The organism is Halorubrum xinjiangense (assembly GCF_900102375.1).
Classification (GTDB): Archaea; Halobacteriota; Halobacteria; order Halobacteriales; family Haloferacaceae; genus Halorubrum; species Halorubrum xinjiangense.
On sequence record NZ_FNBO01000019.1, the window covers coordinates 1 to 17645 of the forward strand.

The 17645-nt window shown below is 66.6% G+C and carries 18 protein-coding genes and 1 pseudogene; 9 read left to right on the forward strand and 10 right to left on the reverse strand.

Annotated features, from left to right (window positions below):
- The first annotated feature begins 332 nt into the window (after window positions 1-332).
- Complete coding sequence (locus F3H13_RS15200; protein WP_149799843.1) at window positions 333-950, forward strand: plastocyanin/azurin family copper-binding protein; 618 nt, start codon at window positions 333-335, stop codon at window positions 948-950.
- Between the two features lie 161 nt (window positions 951-1111).
- On the opposite strand, the gene F3H13_RS15205 is transcribed toward F3H13_RS15200, so the two are convergent.
- From F3H13_RS15205 to F3H13_RS15225, 5 genes are all read right to left on the reverse strand, one after another.
- Window positions 1112-1897: a PHP domain-containing protein gene (locus tag F3H13_RS15205; protein WP_149799844.1), complete on the reverse strand. Its 786-nt coding sequence runs from the start codon at window positions 1895-1897 to the stop codon at window positions 1112-1114.
- 90 nt (window positions 1898-1987) lie between these two features.
- Entirely contained in the window at window positions 1988-3205 is a 1218-nt protein-coding gene (locus tag F3H13_RS15210) for an MFS transporter (protein ID WP_149799845.1), read from the reverse strand.
- 226 nt (window positions 3206-3431) lie between these two features.
- Window positions 3432-4031, reverse strand: coding sequence for an MOSC domain-containing protein (locus F3H13_RS15215; protein WP_149799846.1), 600 nt, complete (start codon window positions 4029-4031; stop codon window positions 3432-3434).
- Entirely contained in the window at window positions 4031-4426 is a 396-nt protein-coding gene (locus F3H13_RS15220; RefSeq protein WP_149799847.1) for a hypothetical protein, read from the reverse strand. Before F3H13_RS15220 ends, F3H13_RS15215 begins: the two co-directional genes overlap by 1 nt.
- A 56-nt stretch (window positions 4427-4482) precedes the next feature.
- Window positions 4483-5412 (reverse strand): PLP-dependent cysteine synthase family protein, encoded by a 930-nt coding sequence (locus F3H13_RS15225; protein ID WP_149799848.1) that lies wholly within the window; start codon window positions 5410-5412, stop codon window positions 4483-4485.
- A gap of 547 nt (window positions 5413-5959) precedes the next feature.
- Between F3H13_RS15225 and F3H13_RS15230 the strand changes: the two genes are divergently transcribed.
- Window positions 5960-6346 (forward strand): TlpA family protein disulfide reductase, encoded by a 387-nt coding sequence (locus tag F3H13_RS15230; RefSeq protein WP_149799849.1) that lies wholly within the window; start codon window positions 5960-5962, stop codon window positions 6344-6346.
- 74 nt (window positions 6347-6420) lie between these two features.
- Window positions 6421-7164 carry a ThuA domain-containing protein gene (locus F3H13_RS15235; RefSeq protein WP_149799850.1) on the forward strand — a complete coding sequence of 248 codons (744 nt, stop codon included), beginning with the start codon at window positions 6421-6423 and terminating at the stop codon, window positions 7162-7164.
- Window positions 7165-7207: 43 nt separating this feature from the next.
- On the opposite strand, the gene F3H13_RS15240 is transcribed toward F3H13_RS15235, so the two are convergent.
- Window positions 7208-7876, reverse strand: coding sequence for a helix-turn-helix domain-containing protein (locus F3H13_RS15240; protein WP_149799851.1), 669 nt, complete (start codon window positions 7874-7876; stop codon window positions 7208-7210).
- A gap of 84 nt (window positions 7877-7960) precedes the next feature.
- On the opposite strand from F3H13_RS15240, the gene F3H13_RS15245 reads away from it, so the two are divergent.
- On the forward strand, window positions 7961-9613 hold the full coding sequence (locus tag F3H13_RS15245) for an NADH-quinone oxidoreductase subunit D-related protein (RefSeq protein WP_149799852.1): 1653 nt from the start codon (window positions 7961-7963) through the stop codon (window positions 9611-9613).
- 195 nt (window positions 9614-9808) lie between these two features.
- Here the strand turns inward: F3H13_RS15245 and F3H13_RS15250 are convergent, their stop codons facing one another.
- A complete protein-coding gene (locus F3H13_RS15250) occupies window positions 9809-10669 on the reverse strand; it encodes a glycoside hydrolase family 10 protein (protein WP_149799853.1) in 861 nt (286 codons plus the stop codon).
- A gap of 462 nt (window positions 10670-11131) precedes the next feature.
- Here F3H13_RS15250 and F3H13_RS15255 point away from each other — a divergent pair.
- From F3H13_RS15255 to F3H13_RS15265, 3 genes and pseudogenes are all read left to right on the forward strand, one after another.
- A pseudogene (locus F3H13_RS15255) lies at window positions 11132-11419 on the forward strand (helix-turn-helix domain-containing protein); the annotation flags it as partial.
- A 56-nt stretch (window positions 11420-11475) separates the two neighbouring features.
- Window positions 11476-12717, forward strand: a complete 1242-nt coding sequence (locus F3H13_RS15260) for an RNA-guided endonuclease InsQ/TnpB family protein (protein ID WP_149799854.1) — start codon at window positions 11476-11478, stop codon at window positions 12715-12717.
- Window positions 12686-13741 carry an RNA-guided endonuclease InsQ/TnpB family protein gene (locus tag F3H13_RS15265; protein WP_223174436.1) on the forward strand — a complete coding sequence of 352 codons (1056 nt, stop codon included), beginning with the start codon at window positions 12686-12688 and terminating at the stop codon, window positions 13739-13741. The genes F3H13_RS15260 and F3H13_RS15265 overlap by 32 nt, the downstream gene beginning before the upstream one ends.
- Window positions 13742-13752: 11 nt before the next feature.
- Here the strand turns inward: F3H13_RS15265 and pyrI are convergent, their stop codons facing one another.
- Both pyrI and pyrB read right to left on the reverse strand, forming a co-directional pair.
- Complete coding sequence (pyrI, locus tag F3H13_RS15270) at window positions 13753-14211, reverse strand: aspartate carbamoyltransferase regulatory subunit (RefSeq protein WP_149799855.1); 459 nt, start codon at window positions 14209-14211, stop codon at window positions 13753-13755.
- Window positions 14208-15155: an aspartate carbamoyltransferase gene (pyrB, locus tag F3H13_RS15275; protein ID WP_149799856.1), complete on the reverse strand. Its 948-nt coding sequence runs from the start codon at window positions 15153-15155 to the stop codon at window positions 14208-14210. Before pyrB ends, pyrI begins: the two co-directional genes overlap by 4 nt.
- A 186-nt stretch (window positions 15156-15341) precedes the next feature.
- Here pyrB and F3H13_RS15280 point away from each other — a divergent pair, with 186 nt between their 5' ends.
- Together F3H13_RS15280 and F3H13_RS15285 are read left to right on the forward strand one after the other, a co-directional pair.
- The gene (locus tag F3H13_RS15280; protein WP_149799857.1) at window positions 15342-15659 is read left to right on the forward strand and encodes an ASCH domain-containing protein; all 318 of its coding nucleotides are present in this window, start codon (window positions 15342-15344) and stop codon (window positions 15657-15659) included.
- A gap of 125 nt (window positions 15660-15784) precedes the next feature.
- Window positions 15785-17221, forward strand: a complete 1437-nt coding sequence (locus F3H13_RS15285) for a short-chain fatty acid transporter (protein ID WP_149799858.1) — start codon at window positions 15785-15787, stop codon at window positions 17219-17221.
- A gap of 26 nt (window positions 17222-17247) precedes the next feature.
- Here F3H13_RS15285 and F3H13_RS15290 read toward each other — a convergent pair whose 3' ends face one another.
- A complete protein-coding gene (locus tag F3H13_RS15290) occupies window positions 17248-17607 on the reverse strand; it encodes a 2Fe-2S iron-sulfur cluster-binding protein (RefSeq protein WP_149799859.1) in 360 nt (119 codons plus the stop codon).
- Between the last annotated feature and the right edge of the window lie 38 nt (window positions 17608-17645).

Sequence of the window (17645 nt, forward strand, 5' to 3'; positions counted from 1 at the left end):
TTTTTGCCAGCAGGGAGTCGCCGACACTTCGACGGACTTGGAGGTATCTTTGGGCTTGCTCGACCAACAGGCACAGACGAACGCTTCTGGCATTCGCGTTCACCGTGTTGGTGTTTCGGATATTGTCTCATTAGCGGCGGCGAGGCCGCCTCCGAAGGCCGTTCGGAATCGCTCCGTTCCGACCTGACCTTACCCTCAGATACGAATTGACACCACTTGAAACTGCGGACTTTGGAAACTCGGGGATACCACCGGACAGTGGTTCGTGTAGAGTTCTGTCGGATTCATCCTGCGGCTAAAGCCGCAGGTATTCTCCTCGAATCTGTATAATCATGGAACCATCAGTACCATCCACGTTCGGTCGCCGTAGCGTCCTGAAGTCCGTAGGGGCATTTTCCCTGGTATCCGCCCTCGGCGCTGGTACCGCAGCCGGGGCTAAGCCCGAACGGAAGGGCAACAACTTCGGCAACGGGAACGGCGTCGGGGCCTTCCTGAACGAACCGGCGCTGTACAAGCCCTCCCCGGTCTGGGCCGACGGCGTTGTCGATATGACCGGGCAGAACACCGTCGACGTGGTCAACGGCGCGATGACGGACGTCGAACTTCCGGGCTTTCCCTCCATGCTCCCGGTCGCCTTCGCTCCCGTAGCCGTCGAGGTCTCGCCCGGGACAGAAGTCATCTGGACCTGGGCGGAGTACCCTGAGGGATTCCCGCCCATCCCGCACAACGTCGTTTCGCTGAAAGAGAACGAGAACGGCCCCCTCTTCGAGAACCCCGAAGGCGTCGTCTATCAGCCGGGGCTGACCTACTCGGTCACGTTCGACGAGCCGGGTACCTACCTCTACTACTGCACGCCCCACGGGGCACCCTTCGAGGTCACCGACTTCCGAGGGGACACGGTCTACAACGAGTTCGGGATGCGCGGCGCGGTCATCGTCACGGACGAGTGACTGCTCGATTGAGCGGCGCTACCACAGCGCGTCTCGTCTCCGTTCAGCGGACCACCCCGACGTACCGGCCGATTCACCCCGACGTACCGGCCGATTCACACCGCTGTTTTGAGATCGAATGACGAGACGCGAAAGTTCGTCCAGCACGATAGCCGATCGCGTCAGGCTCTTTCCACCACTTGGTCGAGCCGAACCGCCTCCATCCCGCGCCGGTCGAGTTCGGCCTCGATCTCTCGCACACGGGGCGCGATCGCGTCCGGGTCGTGGCTGTCGGTCCCGACAGTCACCTCGATCCCGGCGTCGACGAGTCGGTCGAGGAACGCGGGCGACGGGTGGAACTCCCCGTAGTCGTCGAGCAGGCGGCCGGCGTTGATCTCCGGGACAGTCCGGGAGTTCCGGAACGCGTCGGCGACCGCGGCGTAGTGGTCCTCGGTCGCGAACCCGCGGAGGTGCGGGTTACGCTCGATCAGGTCCGGGTGCGCGGCGATCGCGAACAGCTCCGACTCGACCAAGGCGACCAGCTTCTCGAAGTACCGGTCGACTAACTCTCTGCGCTCGGACTCCGGCTTGTCGGCGAAATGCGAGCGCGTATGGACGTTCGCCCCGTCGAGTTCGTGGACGCTGCCGACGGCGTAATCGAAGCCTGCGTCGTCGAGAAACTCGGCGATCGCCGCCTCGTGGGCGGGATCGTAGTCCATCTCGACGGCGTCGAACACGTCGACGTCAACGTCCTCGCGGACCGCCTCGATCGCCTCGCGGCGCCGCTCGTAGGTGAGATCGAGGTTGAACCCGAACGCGCGCTTGTAGCGGCGCGCGGTCGACTCCGGCGAGACGTTGCAGTGGTCGGCGAACCCGATCCCGTCGAGCCCGGCGTCCGCGGCCGCCTCGACCATCCAGCGCAGGAACGCCCCGTCCGAGTAGTTCGTGTGGGCGTGGTAGTCGTACATACCCTGCCTTCGCTCCGGGCGGACTCGAACGTTCGGGTCGCACGGGAGTGCCTCGCACGCCGCGCTCCGGAACCGGTTGCGGTGCCTCGGTCACCGCCTCTCCCCGACGAGCGCGTTCGCCGAGATGACGAGGAACGCGAGCCCCGACAGGCCGGCGATGACCGTGAACGACGCGGCCCAGCCGAAGAGGTCCGCGACGAGGCCGACGCCGACGGAGCCGGCCGAGCCGATCACCGTGTAGACGGTCCGGATCAGTCCGAATCCGGCGCCGCGCTCCGCGTCGCCGAGCGCGTCCATAAAGCGCGGGTCGATGGCCGAGAAGAACGAGGAGCCGAGCCCGGCGAGGAACACGGCGACGCCGAGCCCGGCGATCTGCGGGAGCGCGGGCAGCCCGACCGCGAGCGGAAGGTCGACGAGGTCGGGGAGCGCGACCAATCCGCCGAGGCCGAGCGCGCCGGCAGAAAGCGCCGCGGCGATGCTCGCGTCGCGGCCCAGCCGGTCGGAGAGCCGGCCGAGCCCGACCTGTGCTCCCGCGCGGACGACGAAAAACGCCGAGAAGACGCCGCCGGCGAACGCGGGCGAGTACCCCCGGAGCTCGACGAGAAACGTCGGCAGGAAGGAGATGACGCCCTGCGCGACGTACGTGCCGAGCGTCGCGACCGCGAGCGGGACGAGGATCTCGCGTCGGCCGACCAGTTCGAGTAGCGGGCCGAGGCGGAGCCGCTCCGCCATCGGCTGGTCCGGGCGCCGCGGCTCGGTCGGCCGGACCCGCCGCGCAAACAGGACGAAGATGGGGACGCCGACGAGCGCGGCCAGCGCGACCCCCGGGCGCCAGCCGTAGCGGAAGCCGACCCACGTCGCGGCGACCGGCGCGACGAGTCCCGCCAGCGGGCCGCCGAGCGAGTGTATCCCGACCGCGGTGCCGAGGTCGTCGAACGTCCGCGAGAGCAGCGTGGTCGCGACCGCGTAGTGGAGCCCCGCTGCGAGCCCGAGGAGCACCGCGGCCAGCACGAACGCGGGGAAGACCGGCACGACGGCGAGCAGGAGGCTCATCGACGTCGTTCCGCCGACCGCGACCAAGATCACGCGACGCTCGCCGTAGCGGTCGGCGAGGATGCCGCTCGGGAACTGCGAGAGCCCGTAGGCGAACCACATGCCGGAGAGCGCGACCCCGACCGCCGTGTTCGAGACCCCGAAGTCGTCGATGATGAGGGGGACGACCGGGCTGATCGCCAGCCGGGCGAAGTACGTCACGAAGAAGGCGAGCATACACAGCGTCAACACCGTGTGGCGGTAGCGCCAGTTCACGCCGACCGCCGCCTCCGCGCACCCGGGTCCGGTCGGCTCGTCGACAATCGGCCCGTCGACGGTCGGCTCGCGCTCCCCGACGGCAACGGCGTCCGAGCGGCCACGGCGTCGACTGCGCGGTTCACGTCTCGTTTCCGCCGTCGCGCGCGACCCGTATAAACCGTCCTCTCCCGGCGAGCGGTCGGGGGATTCACTCTCGGTCCGCGGTACCTCTTCGGTCTGCGATTCACTCCTGATCCGCGAGCCGCTCCGCGATCGCGGCGCCGGCGGTCCGGGGGTCGGCCTCGCGGATCCGCACCGCGTCGCCGACGGCGACGCGACCGGGTTCGACCACGTCACAGCAGAGCCCGCCGCGGTTCCGCAGCGCCGACGCGAGTCCGTCCTCGCCGGCGAGCTCCTCGACGTGCGCGCAGGGAGGCCGTCTCCGGGTCGGGCGTAGCAGGGCGTCGCCGACCGCGACGGTCGCGTCGAGGAGCGCGTCCAGCTCGGCGCCGAAGCCGCCGACGACGACGTTCCGACGGTGGCGGCCGTCGGTCACGTCGATGCCGGTCTCCTCGCGGACCGCGGCGAGCGCCTCCGCGGCGACGAGGGTGACCGCGCAGGCGTCGAGTTGGAAGTGGCCGTCGCCGCTCCGGTAGCGGTCGCCTTCGACGCCGTCCGGCCGGATCTCGACCGCGTCGCGGCGGACCGGCGGCGCGCCGCTCTCGGGCGCCGTGACGAGCGCGTTGACCGCACCGGTCGCCGAGTCGGACGCCGAGTCAGTCGTCGAGCCTGTCGTCGAGCCGGCGTCGTCCGCGGACTCGCCGGGTGGTTCGCCGGCCGGCATCAGGGTCCTCCGAGAAGGGCCGCGTCGTCGGGTTTCAGCCACTCGCGGTGCGCGTAGTAGACGGCGGCGACCGGCGGCGCGGGGAGCGCGGCGAGCGCGTAGACCCACTTGAAAACGCCGAGGTCGACGACGCGCCGCTCGGCGAGCGAGAGCGCGTCGAGCAGGATGGTCGCGGTCGCCAGCGGCGCGAGCAGGTAGCCGTGCGCGAAGCCGATGCTCGCACCGAGCGGCGTCTCGGGCGTCAGAAACGCCCAGTCGAGAGCGTACAATAGCGTCCACGCTCCGACGGTCGCCGCGAGCGCGGCGAGCCACGGCCCGTCGAAGCGGCGGTCCGGGGGGTCGGATCGGTCTCCCGACTCCTCGTCTTCCGCCGCCGGTTCTGCGCGCGTGTTCACGGGCGACCTGCGCACCGGACGCTAATCAACTCCCGGGTGGCCGCGGAGCCCGGCGTTCACGCCTCGTCCGGTCCGTCGAAGGTGCCCGCCGTCAGGTAGCGCTCGCCGCTGTCCCAGAAGACGGTGACGACGAGCGGCTCTTCGCCGGCGAACTGACCGCTCTCGCGGAGTTCGGCCGCCACGTCCTTCGCCGCGAGGTTCGAGGCGCCCGACGACTGGCCGACCAGGATTCCCTCGTCGCGGGCGAGTCGGCGGCACTCGGCCTCGGCGGCATCGAGTTCGACGGTGTGGACCTCGTCGATCAGGTCGACGTCGAGGTTGGGCGAGACGAACCCCGGTCCCATCCCTTGGAAGTCGTCGACGCTTGGCTCTCCGCCGGAGAGGACCGCATTGTCGGCGGGTTCGACCGCGTCGATCCGGACGTCCGGGAACGCCTCGCGTAGGCGGCGGCCGATCCCGGAGAGCGTACCGCCGGTGCCGACGCCGGCGACGAACGCGTCAACGGTGCGGTCGCCGACCTGATCGAGTATCTCCGGCCCCGTCGTCTCGTAGTGCGCGCGCGGGTTCGCGGGGTTCTCGAACTGGCGGAGCTGAACGGTGTCGGGCTCCGCTTCGAGCTCGTCCGCGCGGTCCTTCGCGGCCGAGATGTCGCCGTCGACGAGCTCGACGGTCGCGCCGTACGCCTTCATCAGCCGGCGGCGCTCGATCGACTTTCCCTCGGGCATCACGAGGGTCACGTCGTAGCCGCGCGCCGCGCCGACCATCGCGAGGCCGATGCCGGTGTTGCCCGAGGTCGGCTCGACGATGCGGTCGCCCGGCTCGATCTCGCCCGCCTCCTCGGCGGCCTCGACCATGTACAGCGCGGGGCGGTCCTTCGCCGAGCCGCCCGGGTTCCGGGACTCGACTTTCGCCGCCACCGCGGTTCCCGCGGGCGCGTCGACCCGCACCAGCGGCGAGCCGAGCGTCGACAGAATGTCGTCGTCCATTACGCGACACGAGGCGGTCGCGACCCAAAGGCCCCGCGGACTCCGGCAATCGATGTCGGCCGCGACGGTCGTATCTGTTTATAAACAACAACGCGGCTGCCGCGTTCGCTTATAAACGGTGGCCGGACACCTGAACAGACGCGGCGGCGCGTGCCGACGAGCGGCCGTAGGCCGCGAGTCGCACGCGCGAGGGACGCGGTGAGTGAGGGGCGACCGCCCGGAGCCCCGAGCGAACCGCGAGGCTGGGGAGGTGTGAGGTGCGGTTGCTGTGCGGTAGGGGGCGGGATTCGAAGGGGCAGGCGCGAGGCGGGCGCAGGCGACGGCAGGACCGCAGCGAGTGAGCGAAGCGAACGAGCGAGGACCGCCCCGAGCGTGCGCCCGCCTCGCGGCTGGGGCTTCGGTGGTGTTCGTCTCGATCGGCTATTTATAAGCGCCACCATCGTACGGCCGAGCGGCTGGGGCTTCGGGGGCGTTCCTGTCGCGAACGAACGAGACTTCGTCTTGCCACCGACGCGCCGTTTACCTGTCTCGGCAACCAAGAGCGCGTATGACACTCGAAACGCTCGCGCCCGCCGCCGACCTCGACGCGGACGCGTTCGACGATTCCGTCGTAGAAGCGCTCGCCGACGACGACTACGTCTTCAAGGTGTGGGGCGGCGACTGGTGCGGCGACTGCCAGCGACAACTGCCCGAGTTCGGCGCCGCGCTCGCGGCCGCCGGCGTCCCGGACGACCGGATTGAGGCGTACCCGGTGACGAAGGGGCCGGACGGCAAGGAGGGCGAACTGGTCGCGGAGTACGACATCGAACTGATCCCGACGGTCGTCGTCGAGTCCCCCGACGGCGAGGAGCTCGCGCGGTTCGTCGAGGAGGAAGCCGTCTCCATCGCGGAATACTTGGCCGGTCGGCTCGCCGACGTCGAAGCGACCGCCTGAACCGCTGCCCACACGGTCGGCAACTCGAGGGGTCGAGGCCGAGCGCTCAAGTCGGTCCGGCGTCCACGCGGCGTATGGCACGCGTCACGGTCTGGAACGAGTACCGACACGAGCGCGAGAGCGACGTCGTCGCCGACGTCTACCCCACCGGGATCCACGCCGTCATCGCGGACGCGCTCCGCGAGGGCGGCCACGAGGTCCGTACCGCGACCCTCGACGAGGGGCCGGACCACGGGCTCACTGAGACGATCTTGGACGACACCGACGTGCTCGTCTGGTGGGGCCACGCCGCCCACGACGAGGTGCGCGACGCGGTCGTCGACCGCGTCCACGAACGCGTTCTCGACGGGATGGGCCTCATCGCGCTCCACTCCGCGCACTACTCGAAGATTTTTAAAAGATTGATGGGGACCAGCTGCTCGCTGAAGTGGCGCGAGGCGGCCGAGCGAGAACGGCTGTGGACGATCGAACCGAGCCACCCGATCGCGGACGGGATCGGCGAGCGGATCGAGCTGGACGAGGCCGAGATGTACGGCGAGCGGTTCGATATCCCCGCGCCCGACACGCTCGTCTTCACCTCCTGGTTCGAGGGCGGGGAGGTGTTCCGCTCCGGCTGCTGTTACCGGCGCGGGAGCGGGAAGGTGTTCTACTTTCGCCCGGGCCACGAAACCTACCCGGTCTACTACGACGAGGACGTCCGGCAGGTGCTTCGGAACGCGGTCGACTGGGCGGAGCCAGGCGACGGTCCGACGCCCGATTTCGGCAACGCCGACCCGATCGAGGACATCGACACGAGCGACGACCGGACGGTTCACTAGGCGCGTCGTCGTCGCCCAGGTACGCCGTCACCCGTCCGCTCGATCAGGCCACGTCGCGCAGTTCAATGAACGCGTTCATCATCGCCGATTCGGCCTTCCGGAGGTGTTCGGACGCGGTACTCGGCGCGGCGTCGATCCGGTCGGCGACCTCCTCGATCGACGCCGCTCGCGGGGACTCGTAGTAGCCGCACTCGACGGCGGCCGCGAGCGCGTCGAACTGCCGGTCCGTCAGCCCCGGATCGAAGAGGTGCTGCCGCCAGTCGTACTCGCCGATTCGGAGGACCTCGCTCTCGATCCGGTTCGGAAGCTCGACGAGCGCGTCCCGGAGCGGTCCGTGCTCCCCGAGAACCGTCAGGCGCGCGACCCCGTCGGGACGGAAGTCGATCGGCGGGACCACGACGACGCCGGTCCGCCGGAGCGACTCGAACATCGCTTCGTCGACGGTGTCGCGTCGCTGGGTGAGGAACACGTAGTACCCGCTCTCGTCGATCCGAGTGATCTCGAACTCCCGGATGCGGTCGACGGACCGCAACGCGTCGGCGTACACGTCGATGTCCCCCTCGACGTAGAACAGGAACGTGTCGGCCGTCTCGTCGAAGAGGCTGCCGTGAAGGAGCACGTCCCGCTCGATGGCGTCCGACTCGTCGACGAGCCGATGTATGGGGTGGATAAGGGCCGGCGGGTACCGGAGTTCGAGCCGCACGTACTTCACGTCAAGCAGTGACGAGGGCGATCTTATAAATGCCCGTACTGAGCCGGCAGAAGCCTCGGGTCGCGAGCCCGCGTGTCTCCTGATATGTCGACGGAGCTGCTGCGCGACCGCGACGACGAGGAGACGGCCGGCCCGTTCTCGTCGATCCGCGAGCTTGTCACGGCACGTGAGGAACATCTGAACGCCCCGGCCGCCCGAGTCCGCCCCGACGCGGTTCAGGAGGCGCTCTCCGCGCTGCGGGACGACGCGGGATACGACCACCTCGCCTGCGTCACGGCACAGGAGTACGAGGGGCGCTACGAGTCGATATACCACCTGCGCTCGTACGACGACCCGACTCGGGAGGTCAGCGTCGTCGTCCCCGCCGACAAAGGAAATCCTGTCTCGGAGTCGGCCGCACCGGTGTTCCGCACCGCCGACTGGCACGAGCGCGAGGCGTACGACCTCGTCGGGATCCGCTACGACGACCACCCCGACCTCCGGCGGATACTCCTCCCAGAGACGTGGCAGGGCCACCCCCTCTCGGCGGACTACGACGACGATCAGCCGCAGATAGCCGCGCTCTCCGAGAACGAGCCTGTCGAGCCCGGGTCGTCGACGGCGACCGGGAGCGACACGATGCTCCTCAACATCGGGCCGCACCACCCGGCGACCCACGGCGTCCTCCACCTCCAGGTCACCCTCGACGGGGAGGACGTCGTCGGCGTAGAGCCCGACATCGGCTACATCCACCGCTGCGAAGAGCAGATGGCCCAGTCGGGCACGTACCGACATCAGATAATGCCGTACCCCGACCGCTGGGACTGGGGCGGCGGCGGTCTGCTCAACGAGTGGGCGTACGCCAGGGTCGCCGAAGACCTCGCGGACATCGAGGTGCCCGAGTACGCGCAGGTCGTCCGCACGATGGCCGCGGAGTTCAGTCGGATCCTCTCGCACATGCTGGCGATGGGGGCGTACGCGCTCGACGTGATCGGGGACTTCACCGCGACGTTCATGTACGCCATTCAAGAGCGTGAGCGCGTTCAGGACATCGTAGAGGATCTGACGGGCCAGCGGCTGATGTTCAACTACTTCCGGCTCGGCGGCGTCGCGTGGGACCTCCCCGAGCCACGCGAGGAATTCTTTTCGACGATCCGCGAGTACCTCGACGGCCTCCCGCGTCGCCTCGAGGAGTACCACGACCTCCTGACGCGAAACGAGATCCTCCAAATGCGAACCGTCGACACGGGAGTCCTCCCGCCGGCGGTCGCAAAGGAGTACGGGACGACCGGCCCGGTCCTCCGGGGGTCGGGCGTCGACTACGACCTGCGTCGCGACGACCCGTACGGCTACTACGACGAGCTCGACTGGGACGTGATGACCGAGGACGGCTGCGACAACTACAGCCGGCTGCTCGTCAGGATGCGGGAAGTCGAGGAGTCCGCGAGGATCGTCGAGCAGTGTGTCGACCTGCTCGACGGGTGGCCCGAGGACGAACGGACCGTCCAAGCGAACGTCCCTCGGACGATTCGCCCGGACGACGACGCGGAGATCTACCGCGCGGTCGAGGCCGCGAAAGGCGAACTCGGCATCTACATCCGCGCAGACGGGACGGACGAGCCCGCCCGGTTCAAGATCCGCGGGCCGTCGTTCTCGAACCTCCAAGCGCTCCCCGAGATGGCCGAGGGCGAGTCGATCCCGGACCTGATCGCGTCGCTGGGGAGCCTGGATACGATCATGGGCGAAGTCGATAGGTGAGTCCGTCCGAGCGGGGACGAGCCGACGGCTCAACGGTGTAGAGTGACCGCCGCTACGGCGCGGACGTTGAAAGGCGACCGCCTCGCGCGAACGCGAGACGACCGGTTATGTCGCACGCCGGCGGCCGGTCACGTGGGTCTCGGCCGCCGTCACTCATAAACCCTCGTTCACGTCGCCGCGCGGGATTGACGCTCGTCAGTCCGGCCGGTGGACCTCGCCGTCGCGCGAGTCGGCGTCCTTCCGGCGAAGCGCGGCGGCCGCGTTGTTCGCGTCGTAACCGAAGAACACGTCCTTCGCGTACGTCTCGGCGACCTCGGTCGCGTGGATCAGGTCGTCGACGTCGACGTCGACCGCGTACAGCTCCAGCGAGAACGGGGCCTCCGGCGGCGCGCCGTGGAGGTCGTAGTCGCCGCCGAGCCGCGAGCGGAACCCGCGGGCGATCGACTCCAGCCAGTAGGTCGTCGCGTACTCCGTGTCGTACAGCGGGACGACGAACTCGTCGACGTGCTCGGCGAGCCGGTCCACGTCGAGGCCGGCGCGCTCGTAGAGGTGGTCGGGGTAGGGGTCGGGGTACAGCGTGAGCAGGAGCCGTCCCGGGACCAGCTCGGCCGCCTCGGCGACGAACTCGGTGATGACGTCCGCGCGCCAGTCCGCGAAGTCGTCGCGGTCGCTCTCGGCGAAGCGGCGTTCACAGCGGTCGCAGTGACAGAACCCCTCGCGGGGGAACCCGACGTCGTCGAGGCGGACGTCCCCGTTCTCGGCCGCGCAGTCCGCGATGATCTCCATGAGCCCCTCGCGGTACTCCGGGTGCGTCGGGCAGATGTACGCCCAGTCGAAGTAGTCACGGTCGCGGGTCGCCGGCTCGCCGCGCTCGTCGACGGGGACGAGGTCGTCGTTCTCGCTCGCGGCGGCGTTGTCGCCGAAACACGACACCATGTTCACGGCGTTCGGCAGGGGCTCGGCCGCCCGGCCGGTGACGTCTTTGACCTCGTAGAAGCCGAGGTCGAACGGCTCCATCTCGACCTCGTCGGCGTTGCGCGTGACGACCCCGTACATGGCCCCGGCTACGGGATAGGTCGGTAAAAACGGACGGTATCGCGGTGGTCGACCGCGGACGCGACGGACGTGCGAGGCGGTTCAGCGGTCGACGCGCGAAGCGGTTCGGAGGCCAATGCGGCTCACCGGTCGACGCGGCTCACGGAGGGCGCGAGCGCGGCGCCGCGCAGCTACTCGACTTCGACCGGCTGCTTGTCACCGGCGAAGAGGAAGTACGCGAGCGCGACGAGCGACAGCACGAGGACGAGCTTGACTTTCTTGCTCATACCAACGCGTTCGGGCGGCGGGCGCTAAAACTTACCGGACCGAGAACAGATCAGAAGTCGACGGCTCACGTCGGTCGGCGTTTTACCAAAATTGAGGCGAGAATGCCCCTTCCTCCACGAGCGAGTAGGGAGGGGATGAATCGCCGCACACCAGTATAAACCATTAAATCGACACATCTCAAATCAAGAGACAGCGATGGAGTACAGTCACCGCTACCACGCCTACCCAACACAAGAGGTAGCGGAGCAACTGGACTACCACATCGACGTTCATCGCCAAGCGTACAACTACACCCTGTACGAGTACGAAAACACAGACGCCGACGACATCGGTTCCGCGTACAAACACCACTCCCGACTCCCCGACTGGAAAACCGAGTTTCCCGTCTTCTCGGACGTTAATTCGAAGGCTCTCCAACGAACCGTCACTCGGTTTTATCGGCGGACAAGGCGAATACCCCGAGGCTTGACCTCGGGGATGAAGCCGACAACTCGTGATACAAACCACTAAATGAACACCTCACTAATCAATAGACAGCGATGGAACACAGTCACCGCTACCACGCTTACCCGACACAAGAGGTAGCGGCTGGGCTGGAACTCCATCTAGATGTTCATCGCCAGCTCTACAACCACGTCCGCTGGGACTACGAACAAGCCCCGGAAGATAATAAGCCGAGTGAGTACGACCAGAACAACAAACTTCCCTGCTGGAAGCGAAAGTGGCCCGTCTTCGGTAAACTACACTCGAAGGCCGCCCAAGCCACCGTCGCTCGCTTTCACCGTAACCTCTCGAATCTTCGCAAAAAGAAAGAGAAGGGGTACAACGTTGGTCGGCTCAAGCGGCAAGCACCCACCGATTATCGAAGCGTCACGTACAACCAGTCTGGTTTCGACCTCGATGAAAACAGGGGCCAAGACAGGTTCGCGTACGTCCGCTTCAGCAAAATCGGTTGGGTAAAAATTCGTTACCACCGGCCGATTCCTGACCACGCCATCATCAAAGAGGTCACGTTCAAGAAAGAGACGACTGGCGAGTGGTTCGTCTCCTTTGGCCTCGAAACCGACGACGCCGATCTCCCCGAAAAACCCGACGTGGAATCGCTGGACGCGAGCAACAGCGTCGGCATCGACCTCGGAATACTCAACTACATCCACACTAGCGACAGCAAAACCGTGGATTGGCTCGACCTCGAAGACGACTACGAGCGACTCGGACGCGAACAGCGTAAATTATCTCGGAAGGAGAAGGGGTCGAACAACTACGAGAAACAACGAGTCGAAGTTGCCAAAGTCAAGCGTCGGATTCGTCGGAAGGTGCTGGACTATCAGCACAAGATAACGACATGGCTCGTCCGCGAGTACGACGCCGTATTCGTCGAAGACCTGAACGTGAAGGGGATGCTTGAACAGTCGCACAACACTCGAAACAAGCAGGATGCGGCGTGGCGACAATTCATCACCCTGCTCGAGTACAAAGCAGAATTGTACGGCAGTCACGTCGTGCAGGTCGAAGCCCGAGGCACGAGCAAAAAATGCGCGTCGTGCGGTATGGAGACAGTGAAACCCATCTGGGTCAGGGAACACTCCTGTCCGTCGTGTGGATTTAAGACAGACAGGGACGCGAATGCGGCGATGAACGTCCTGCAGAGAGGCTTTGCTGAATTAGGGCTGGGATGGCCCGAAGACACGCCCGTGGAGACTGTGACCGCTACGGACACGACTCACTTCGAGTCCGTGTCTGCAAGTCATGTCGTGGAAACGGGAAGCCTCGGGGCTTGACCCCGAGGCGATTCACCAGAACCTCACCGGACTCTCCGAACAGAAACAGAACGGGAACACGGTCGGGAAACTCACGTGGAAAGCACCCAGAGACTACCAGAGCATGACGTACTCGCAGTCCGGCTTCGAACTCAAAAACACGAGTGGTCGCAATGCGACGCTCTGGCTCTCTAAGATCGGTGATATCAAACTCCGCTACCACCGCGAGATCCCCGACGAAGCAGCCATCAAAGAAGTTACCATCAAAAAAGAGACGACCGGCGAGTGGTTCGTCTCTTTCGGTCTCGAAACTGACGAGGTAGACCTACCCAAGAAACCGGACGTGGAGAAGCTTGATACCAGTAATAGCGTAGGTATCGACCTCGGCATCCTGAACTACATCCACACGTCGGACGGCAAAACCGTGAACTGGCTCGACCTCGAAGACGAGTACGATCGCCTCCGTCGAGAGCAGCGAAAGCTCTCGCAGAAGGAACACGGGTCGAACAACTACGAGAACCAGCGCGAAACGGTTGCGAAGGTCAACCGCCACATCCGCCAGAAGGTGCTGGACTACCAGCACAAGCTCACGACGTGGCTCGTCACAGAGTACGATGCGGTGTTCGTGGAAGATCTGAAGGTTGCTGAGATGCTTCAGGCCGACGGGAACGCGCGGAACAAGCAAGATGCTGCGTGGCGACAGTTCATTACCTTACTCGAATACAAGGGTGAGCTGTACGGGACACACGTGGTGGAAGTCGAAGCGAGAGGAACGACGAAAGAATGTGCGAAGTGTGGTGTGGAGACGGCCAAACCCATCTGGGTACGAGAACACTCGTGTCCCAGTTGTGGATTTGAAGCCGACCGTGACGCGAACGCGGCGATGAACGTACTGCAACGCGGTTTTTCTGAACTAGGGCTGGGATGGCCCGAATCTACGCCTGTGGAGACTGCGCTCCCTACGGACACTATCTCGGTGTCTGCAAAGCGCGTCGTGGAAACAGGAAGCCCCACCCTCAACGAAGCCACGCCAGTGGCTGAGTAGGGTGGGGTAGTTCACACGTCGATGTGTTCAGCGATGTCGGCCCGGAGGATCGTCGCACAGTAGTCGCAGCGTACCCCGTCGGCGACGACGTCGAAGCGGGTCTCGATCGGCTCGTCGGCGTTCGTGATACAGTTGCGGTTCGGACAGGAAAGGACGCCCGTCACGCCGTCGGGGCGGGTGACGCGGTTCTTCTCGACGACCTCGAAGTCGCGGACGATGTTGATCGTCGCCTCGGGCGCGATGAGCGAGAGGACGTCGACCTCGGACTGCGACAGCTCACGGTCTTCGACCTTCACGATGTCCTTGCGGCCGAGGCGGTCGGAGGGGACGTTCATCCCGACGGAGACGCCGAACCCCTCGGAGCCGTCGATGCCGAGGATGGCGAGGACGTTCAGCGCTTGCCCCGCCTCGACGTGGTCGATGACGGTGCCGTCGCGGATCTTCGAGACGCGGAGCTCGTGGTCGCTCATCGGTCCACCTCCGTCCCCTCGTCGCCGTCGGGGTTCGCGTTCTTCAGGAGGGTGTCGAGCAGCGCCATCCGCACCGGTATCCCGTTGTGCGCCTGCTCGAAGTAGCGCGCGTGGTCGGTCTCGTCGACGTCGGGCGCGATCTCGTCGACGCGCGGGAGCGGGTGCATGACTGTGAGGTCGTCCGCGGCCGCATCGAGCGTTTCGGCGTCGATCCGATACTCGCCCGCGACGCGGTGATACTCGTTCTCGTCGGGGAAGCGCTCCTTCTGGATCCGGGTGACGTACAGCACGTCGAGCTCGTCGAGGACGGGCTCGAGCTCCTCGTGTTCGCGGATCTGCGCGCCCGTCTCGTGGAGGTCGAACCGGACCGACCGCGGGAGCCGCAGCGACTCGGGGCTGATGAAGTGCTGGTTGGCGTCGAACTCCGTGAGCGCGGCCGCCAGCGAGTGGACCGTCCGCCCGTACTTCAGGTCGCCCATGATCCCGATCGTGAGGTCGTCGAGCCCGTGGTCCTCGCGGATCGTGTGGAGATCGAGGAGCGTCTGGGAGGGGTGTTGGCCCGCGCCGTCGCCCGCGTTGACCACGGGGACGTCGACGCGCTCGCCGGCCAGCGTCGCGGCGCCCTCGCTGGGGTGCCGGAGGACGAGGGCGTCGGCGTACCCCTCGATGACGCGGACGGTGTCCGAGAGCGACTCCCCCTTCGAGACGGACGAGGAGTCGACGTCGCCCATGTCGATGGTGTTCATCCCGAGGCGCTTGGCCGCGCTGTCGAAGCTCATCCGGGTGCGCGTGCTGGGCTCGAAAAAGCAGAGCGCCAGCACGCGGCCGGCGTGCCGGTCCGCGTACGCGGCGGGGTCGTCGGCGACCGCTCTGGCCCGGTCGAGCACGGCCTCGATGTCATCCCGCGAGAGCTGGGTCGCGGTGATGAGGTGGTCCTGTCGCATCGTCTGAGATGGGACTCGGCAGTATCTTGAATCCCTCGGCTCGGCCGTCGAAACGGGTGTTCACGTCCGTGTCGATCCCTGCGACCGGCGTTTTCGAGATTCGTAGAACGCGGGGACGGTTGGCACGCGCTCCGGCCGTTGCCCCGGGGCCGCGCTTATAAATCGATCCGGACCCAACGACCCGACATGTCCGAGAACGACCCAGCCGACCTGCTACCGAACGACCGCGTGAAACAGGCCGCCCTCGACGGTGACGTGACGCAGCTCCACCGCGGGAACCGATACGGCGAGGCGGGCGACACGTTCGAGATAGAGGGCGTCGCCTTCGAACTGATCGAGGTCACCGAGCGCACGCTCGGGGACATGACCGACGAGGACGCGAAACGCGAGGGGTCCCCCTCGCTCGAGGCGTACAAAGAGCGGATGGTCCGCGCGCACGGCGGTAACTTCGACTGGGACGACGACGCGGACGTGGTGCGGCACCGCTTCGAGCGCGTCGAGTAGCGTACCGCCGGCGGCGGACGGGCGTCGTCGACCGCGGATTGGCGTCGTCGAGCGCGAACGGAAACGTGTCAGCCGCTACGACCGTATCCCATTATTTATACTGTAGGATACTGGATACGGCGTGTATGGCAGCGAGTGACGAGGCAGGCGTTATCGAACGTATCGGGTTTCGAATGTCAGAGGCCGTCGAACGGTGGATGCCGAGTCCGTTCGTTTTTGCCATCCTGTTGACGTATATCGTCTACGTGGCCGGACTGATAGCCACGGACTCGGGACCGGTGGAACTGTTGGAGTTCTGGTACGGCGGCTTCTGGGCGTTCCTCGGATTCTCGATGCAGATGGTGCTCATCCTGATGACCGGGTTCGTCATCGCGTACCACCCGCGGGTCAACGCGGTCCTCCAGCGGCTCGCCGAGATTCCGAACTCCGGCGCGCAGGCCGCCGCGTTCGTCGGGTTCATCTCGATGTCGCTGGCGTGGGTCCACTGGGGGTTCAGCCTCATCATGGGCGCCATCTTCGCCCGCGAGATGGGGAAGGTCGCCCACCGGAAGGATATCAACGTTCATTACCCCCTGCTGGCGGTCGCCGGGTACATGGGGCTCGGCCTGACCTGGCACTGGGGCATCTCCGGCTCCGCGCCGCTCCAGCTGACCGACGCGAACAACATCGGTGAGGGGACCGGGTTCGACTTCCTCACGTCGACGGTGCCAGCCGCCGAGACCATCTTCCACCCGTACGCGCTCACGCTCACCGCGCTCTCCATCGTCTTCGCGAGCGTGGTACTGTACGTCCTCGCGCCCTCGGGCGGCCGCGCGAAGGGGATCACCGAGTACGTCGACGAGGCGGACCTATTTGACTCCGCGGCGGATGGCGGCACCGACGCCGCCGACGCCGCGGACCCGGTCGACGAGCCGCCCGCCGACGTCGACGACGTCCCCGCCGAGCGGCTGAACAACAGCCGGATCATCGGCGGGCTGGTCGCGCTGTCGGGCGTCGCCATCGTCGCGCTCCAGTTCACCGGGCAGGGACTCAACGCGTTCACACTGAACGCCGTCAACTTCAGCTTCCTCTTCGCCGGCCTGCTCATCTACCAGCGACCGGCGTACTACCGCGACCGGTTCAACGACGCCGCCGGCGCGGCGGCCGGCATCGTCCTGCTGTTCCCCTTCTTCGCCGGCATTCAGGGGATCATGGCCAGCTCCGGGCTAGCGCTGTTGCTCGCCGAGGGGTTGCTCGAAGTGTCGACGGCGGCGACGTACCCCGTCGTCGCGTGGGTCGTCGGCTCCGTCGCGAACCTGTTCGTCCCCTCCGGCGGCGGCGAGTGGCTCGTCGTCGGCCCGTCGGTGCTTCAGGCCGCCCAAGAGCTCGGCGTGCCCTACGGGCAGGCGACCATCGCGTACGCGGTCGGCGACGCGCACACGAACCTGCTGAACCCGTTCTGGGCGCTGCCGCTGCTCGCCATCACGAACGTGAAGGCGCGCGAGATGTTCGGCTACGCCATCGCGATGCTGATCGCGTTGATCCCGTTCCTCGCGATAGCGCTGTATGCGGTGCCGTACTGACCTCCCTGGTCGAAAAAGCGGATTTTTCAGTCGTCGTCCGCGGCCGCACCGTCTGCGCCGCCCGCGCCGTCGCCCTCGCCCGCGGAGACCGCTGCGTCGTCCTCGATGCTCGGCGGGTACTTCCCGCGGTCGAGCTTCAGGTCCGACTGCGGCCGCGCCATACAGGTGAGCGCGTACTCCTCGGCCTCCTCGTCGGTGAGGCCGCGGGCCGCGGGCTGGGTCACCTCGCCCTCGACGATCTCGGCGGAACAGGCGAGACACATCCCGACGCGGCAGGAGTACTCCTGTGCGACCCCCTCGTCGAAACAGGAGCTGAGGATCGTCTCCGTGTCGGCCACCTCGATCGTCTCGCCGGTGCCGACGAACTCGACGGTGTACTCGGTCATGGCGCGGAGTACCCGCCGACCGGTCAAAAAGGGTTCCC

Excerpts from the sequence above, each read along its gene's own strand:
- F3H13_RS15200 (WP_149799843.1), top strand. The coding sequence starts at position 333 with ATGGAACCATCAGTACCATCCACGTTCGGTCGCCGTAGCGTCCTGAAG.
- F3H13_RS15205 (WP_149799844.1), bottom strand. The coding sequence starts at position 1,897 with ATGTACGACTACCACGCCCACACGAACTACTCGGACGGGGCGTTCCTG.
- F3H13_RS15215 (WP_149799846.1), bottom strand. The coding sequence starts at position 4,031 with ATGCCGGCCGGCGAACCACCCGGCGAGTCCGCGGACGACGCCGGCTCG.
- F3H13_RS15225 (WP_149799848.1), bottom strand. The coding sequence starts at position 5,412 with ATGGACGACGACATTCTGTCGACGCTCGGCTCGCCGCTGGTGCGGGTC.
- F3H13_RS15230 (WP_149799849.1), top strand. The coding sequence starts at position 5,960 with ATGACACTCGAAACGCTCGCGCCCGCCGCCGACCTCGACGCGGACGCG.
- F3H13_RS15235 (WP_149799850.1), top strand. The coding sequence starts at position 6,421 with ATGGCACGCGTCACGGTCTGGAACGAGTACCGACACGAGCGCGAGAGC.
- F3H13_RS15245 (WP_149799852.1), top strand. The coding sequence starts at position 7,961 with ATGTCGACGGAGCTGCTGCGCGACCGCGACGACGAGGAGACGGCCGGC.
- F3H13_RS15250 (WP_149799853.1), bottom strand. The coding sequence starts at position 10,669 with ATGTACGGGGTCGTCACGCGCAACGCCGACGAGGTCGAGATGGAGCCG.
- F3H13_RS15260 (WP_149799854.1), top strand. The coding sequence starts at position 11,476 with ATGGAACACAGTCACCGCTACCACGCTTACCCGACACAAGAGGTAGCG.
- F3H13_RS15265 (WP_223174436.1), top strand. The coding sequence starts at position 12,686 with ATGTCGTGGAAACGGGAAGCCTCGGGGCTTGACCCCGAGGCGATTCAC.
- pyrI (WP_149799855.1), bottom strand. The coding sequence starts at position 14,211 with ATGAGCGACCACGAGCTCCGCGTCTCGAAGATCCGCGACGGCACCGTC.
- pyrB (WP_149799856.1), bottom strand. The coding sequence starts at position 15,155 with ATGCGACAGGACCACCTCATCACCGCGACCCAGCTCTCGCGGGATGAC.
- F3H13_RS15280 (WP_149799857.1), top strand. The coding sequence starts at position 15,342 with ATGTCCGAGAACGACCCAGCCGACCTGCTACCGAACGACCGCGTGAAA.
- F3H13_RS15285 (WP_149799858.1), top strand. The coding sequence starts at position 15,785 with ATGGCAGCGAGTGACGAGGCAGGCGTTATCGAACGTATCGGGTTTCGA.
- F3H13_RS15290 (WP_149799859.1), bottom strand. The coding sequence starts at position 17,607 with ATGACCGAGTACACCGTCGAGTTCGTCGGCACCGGCGAGACGATCGAG.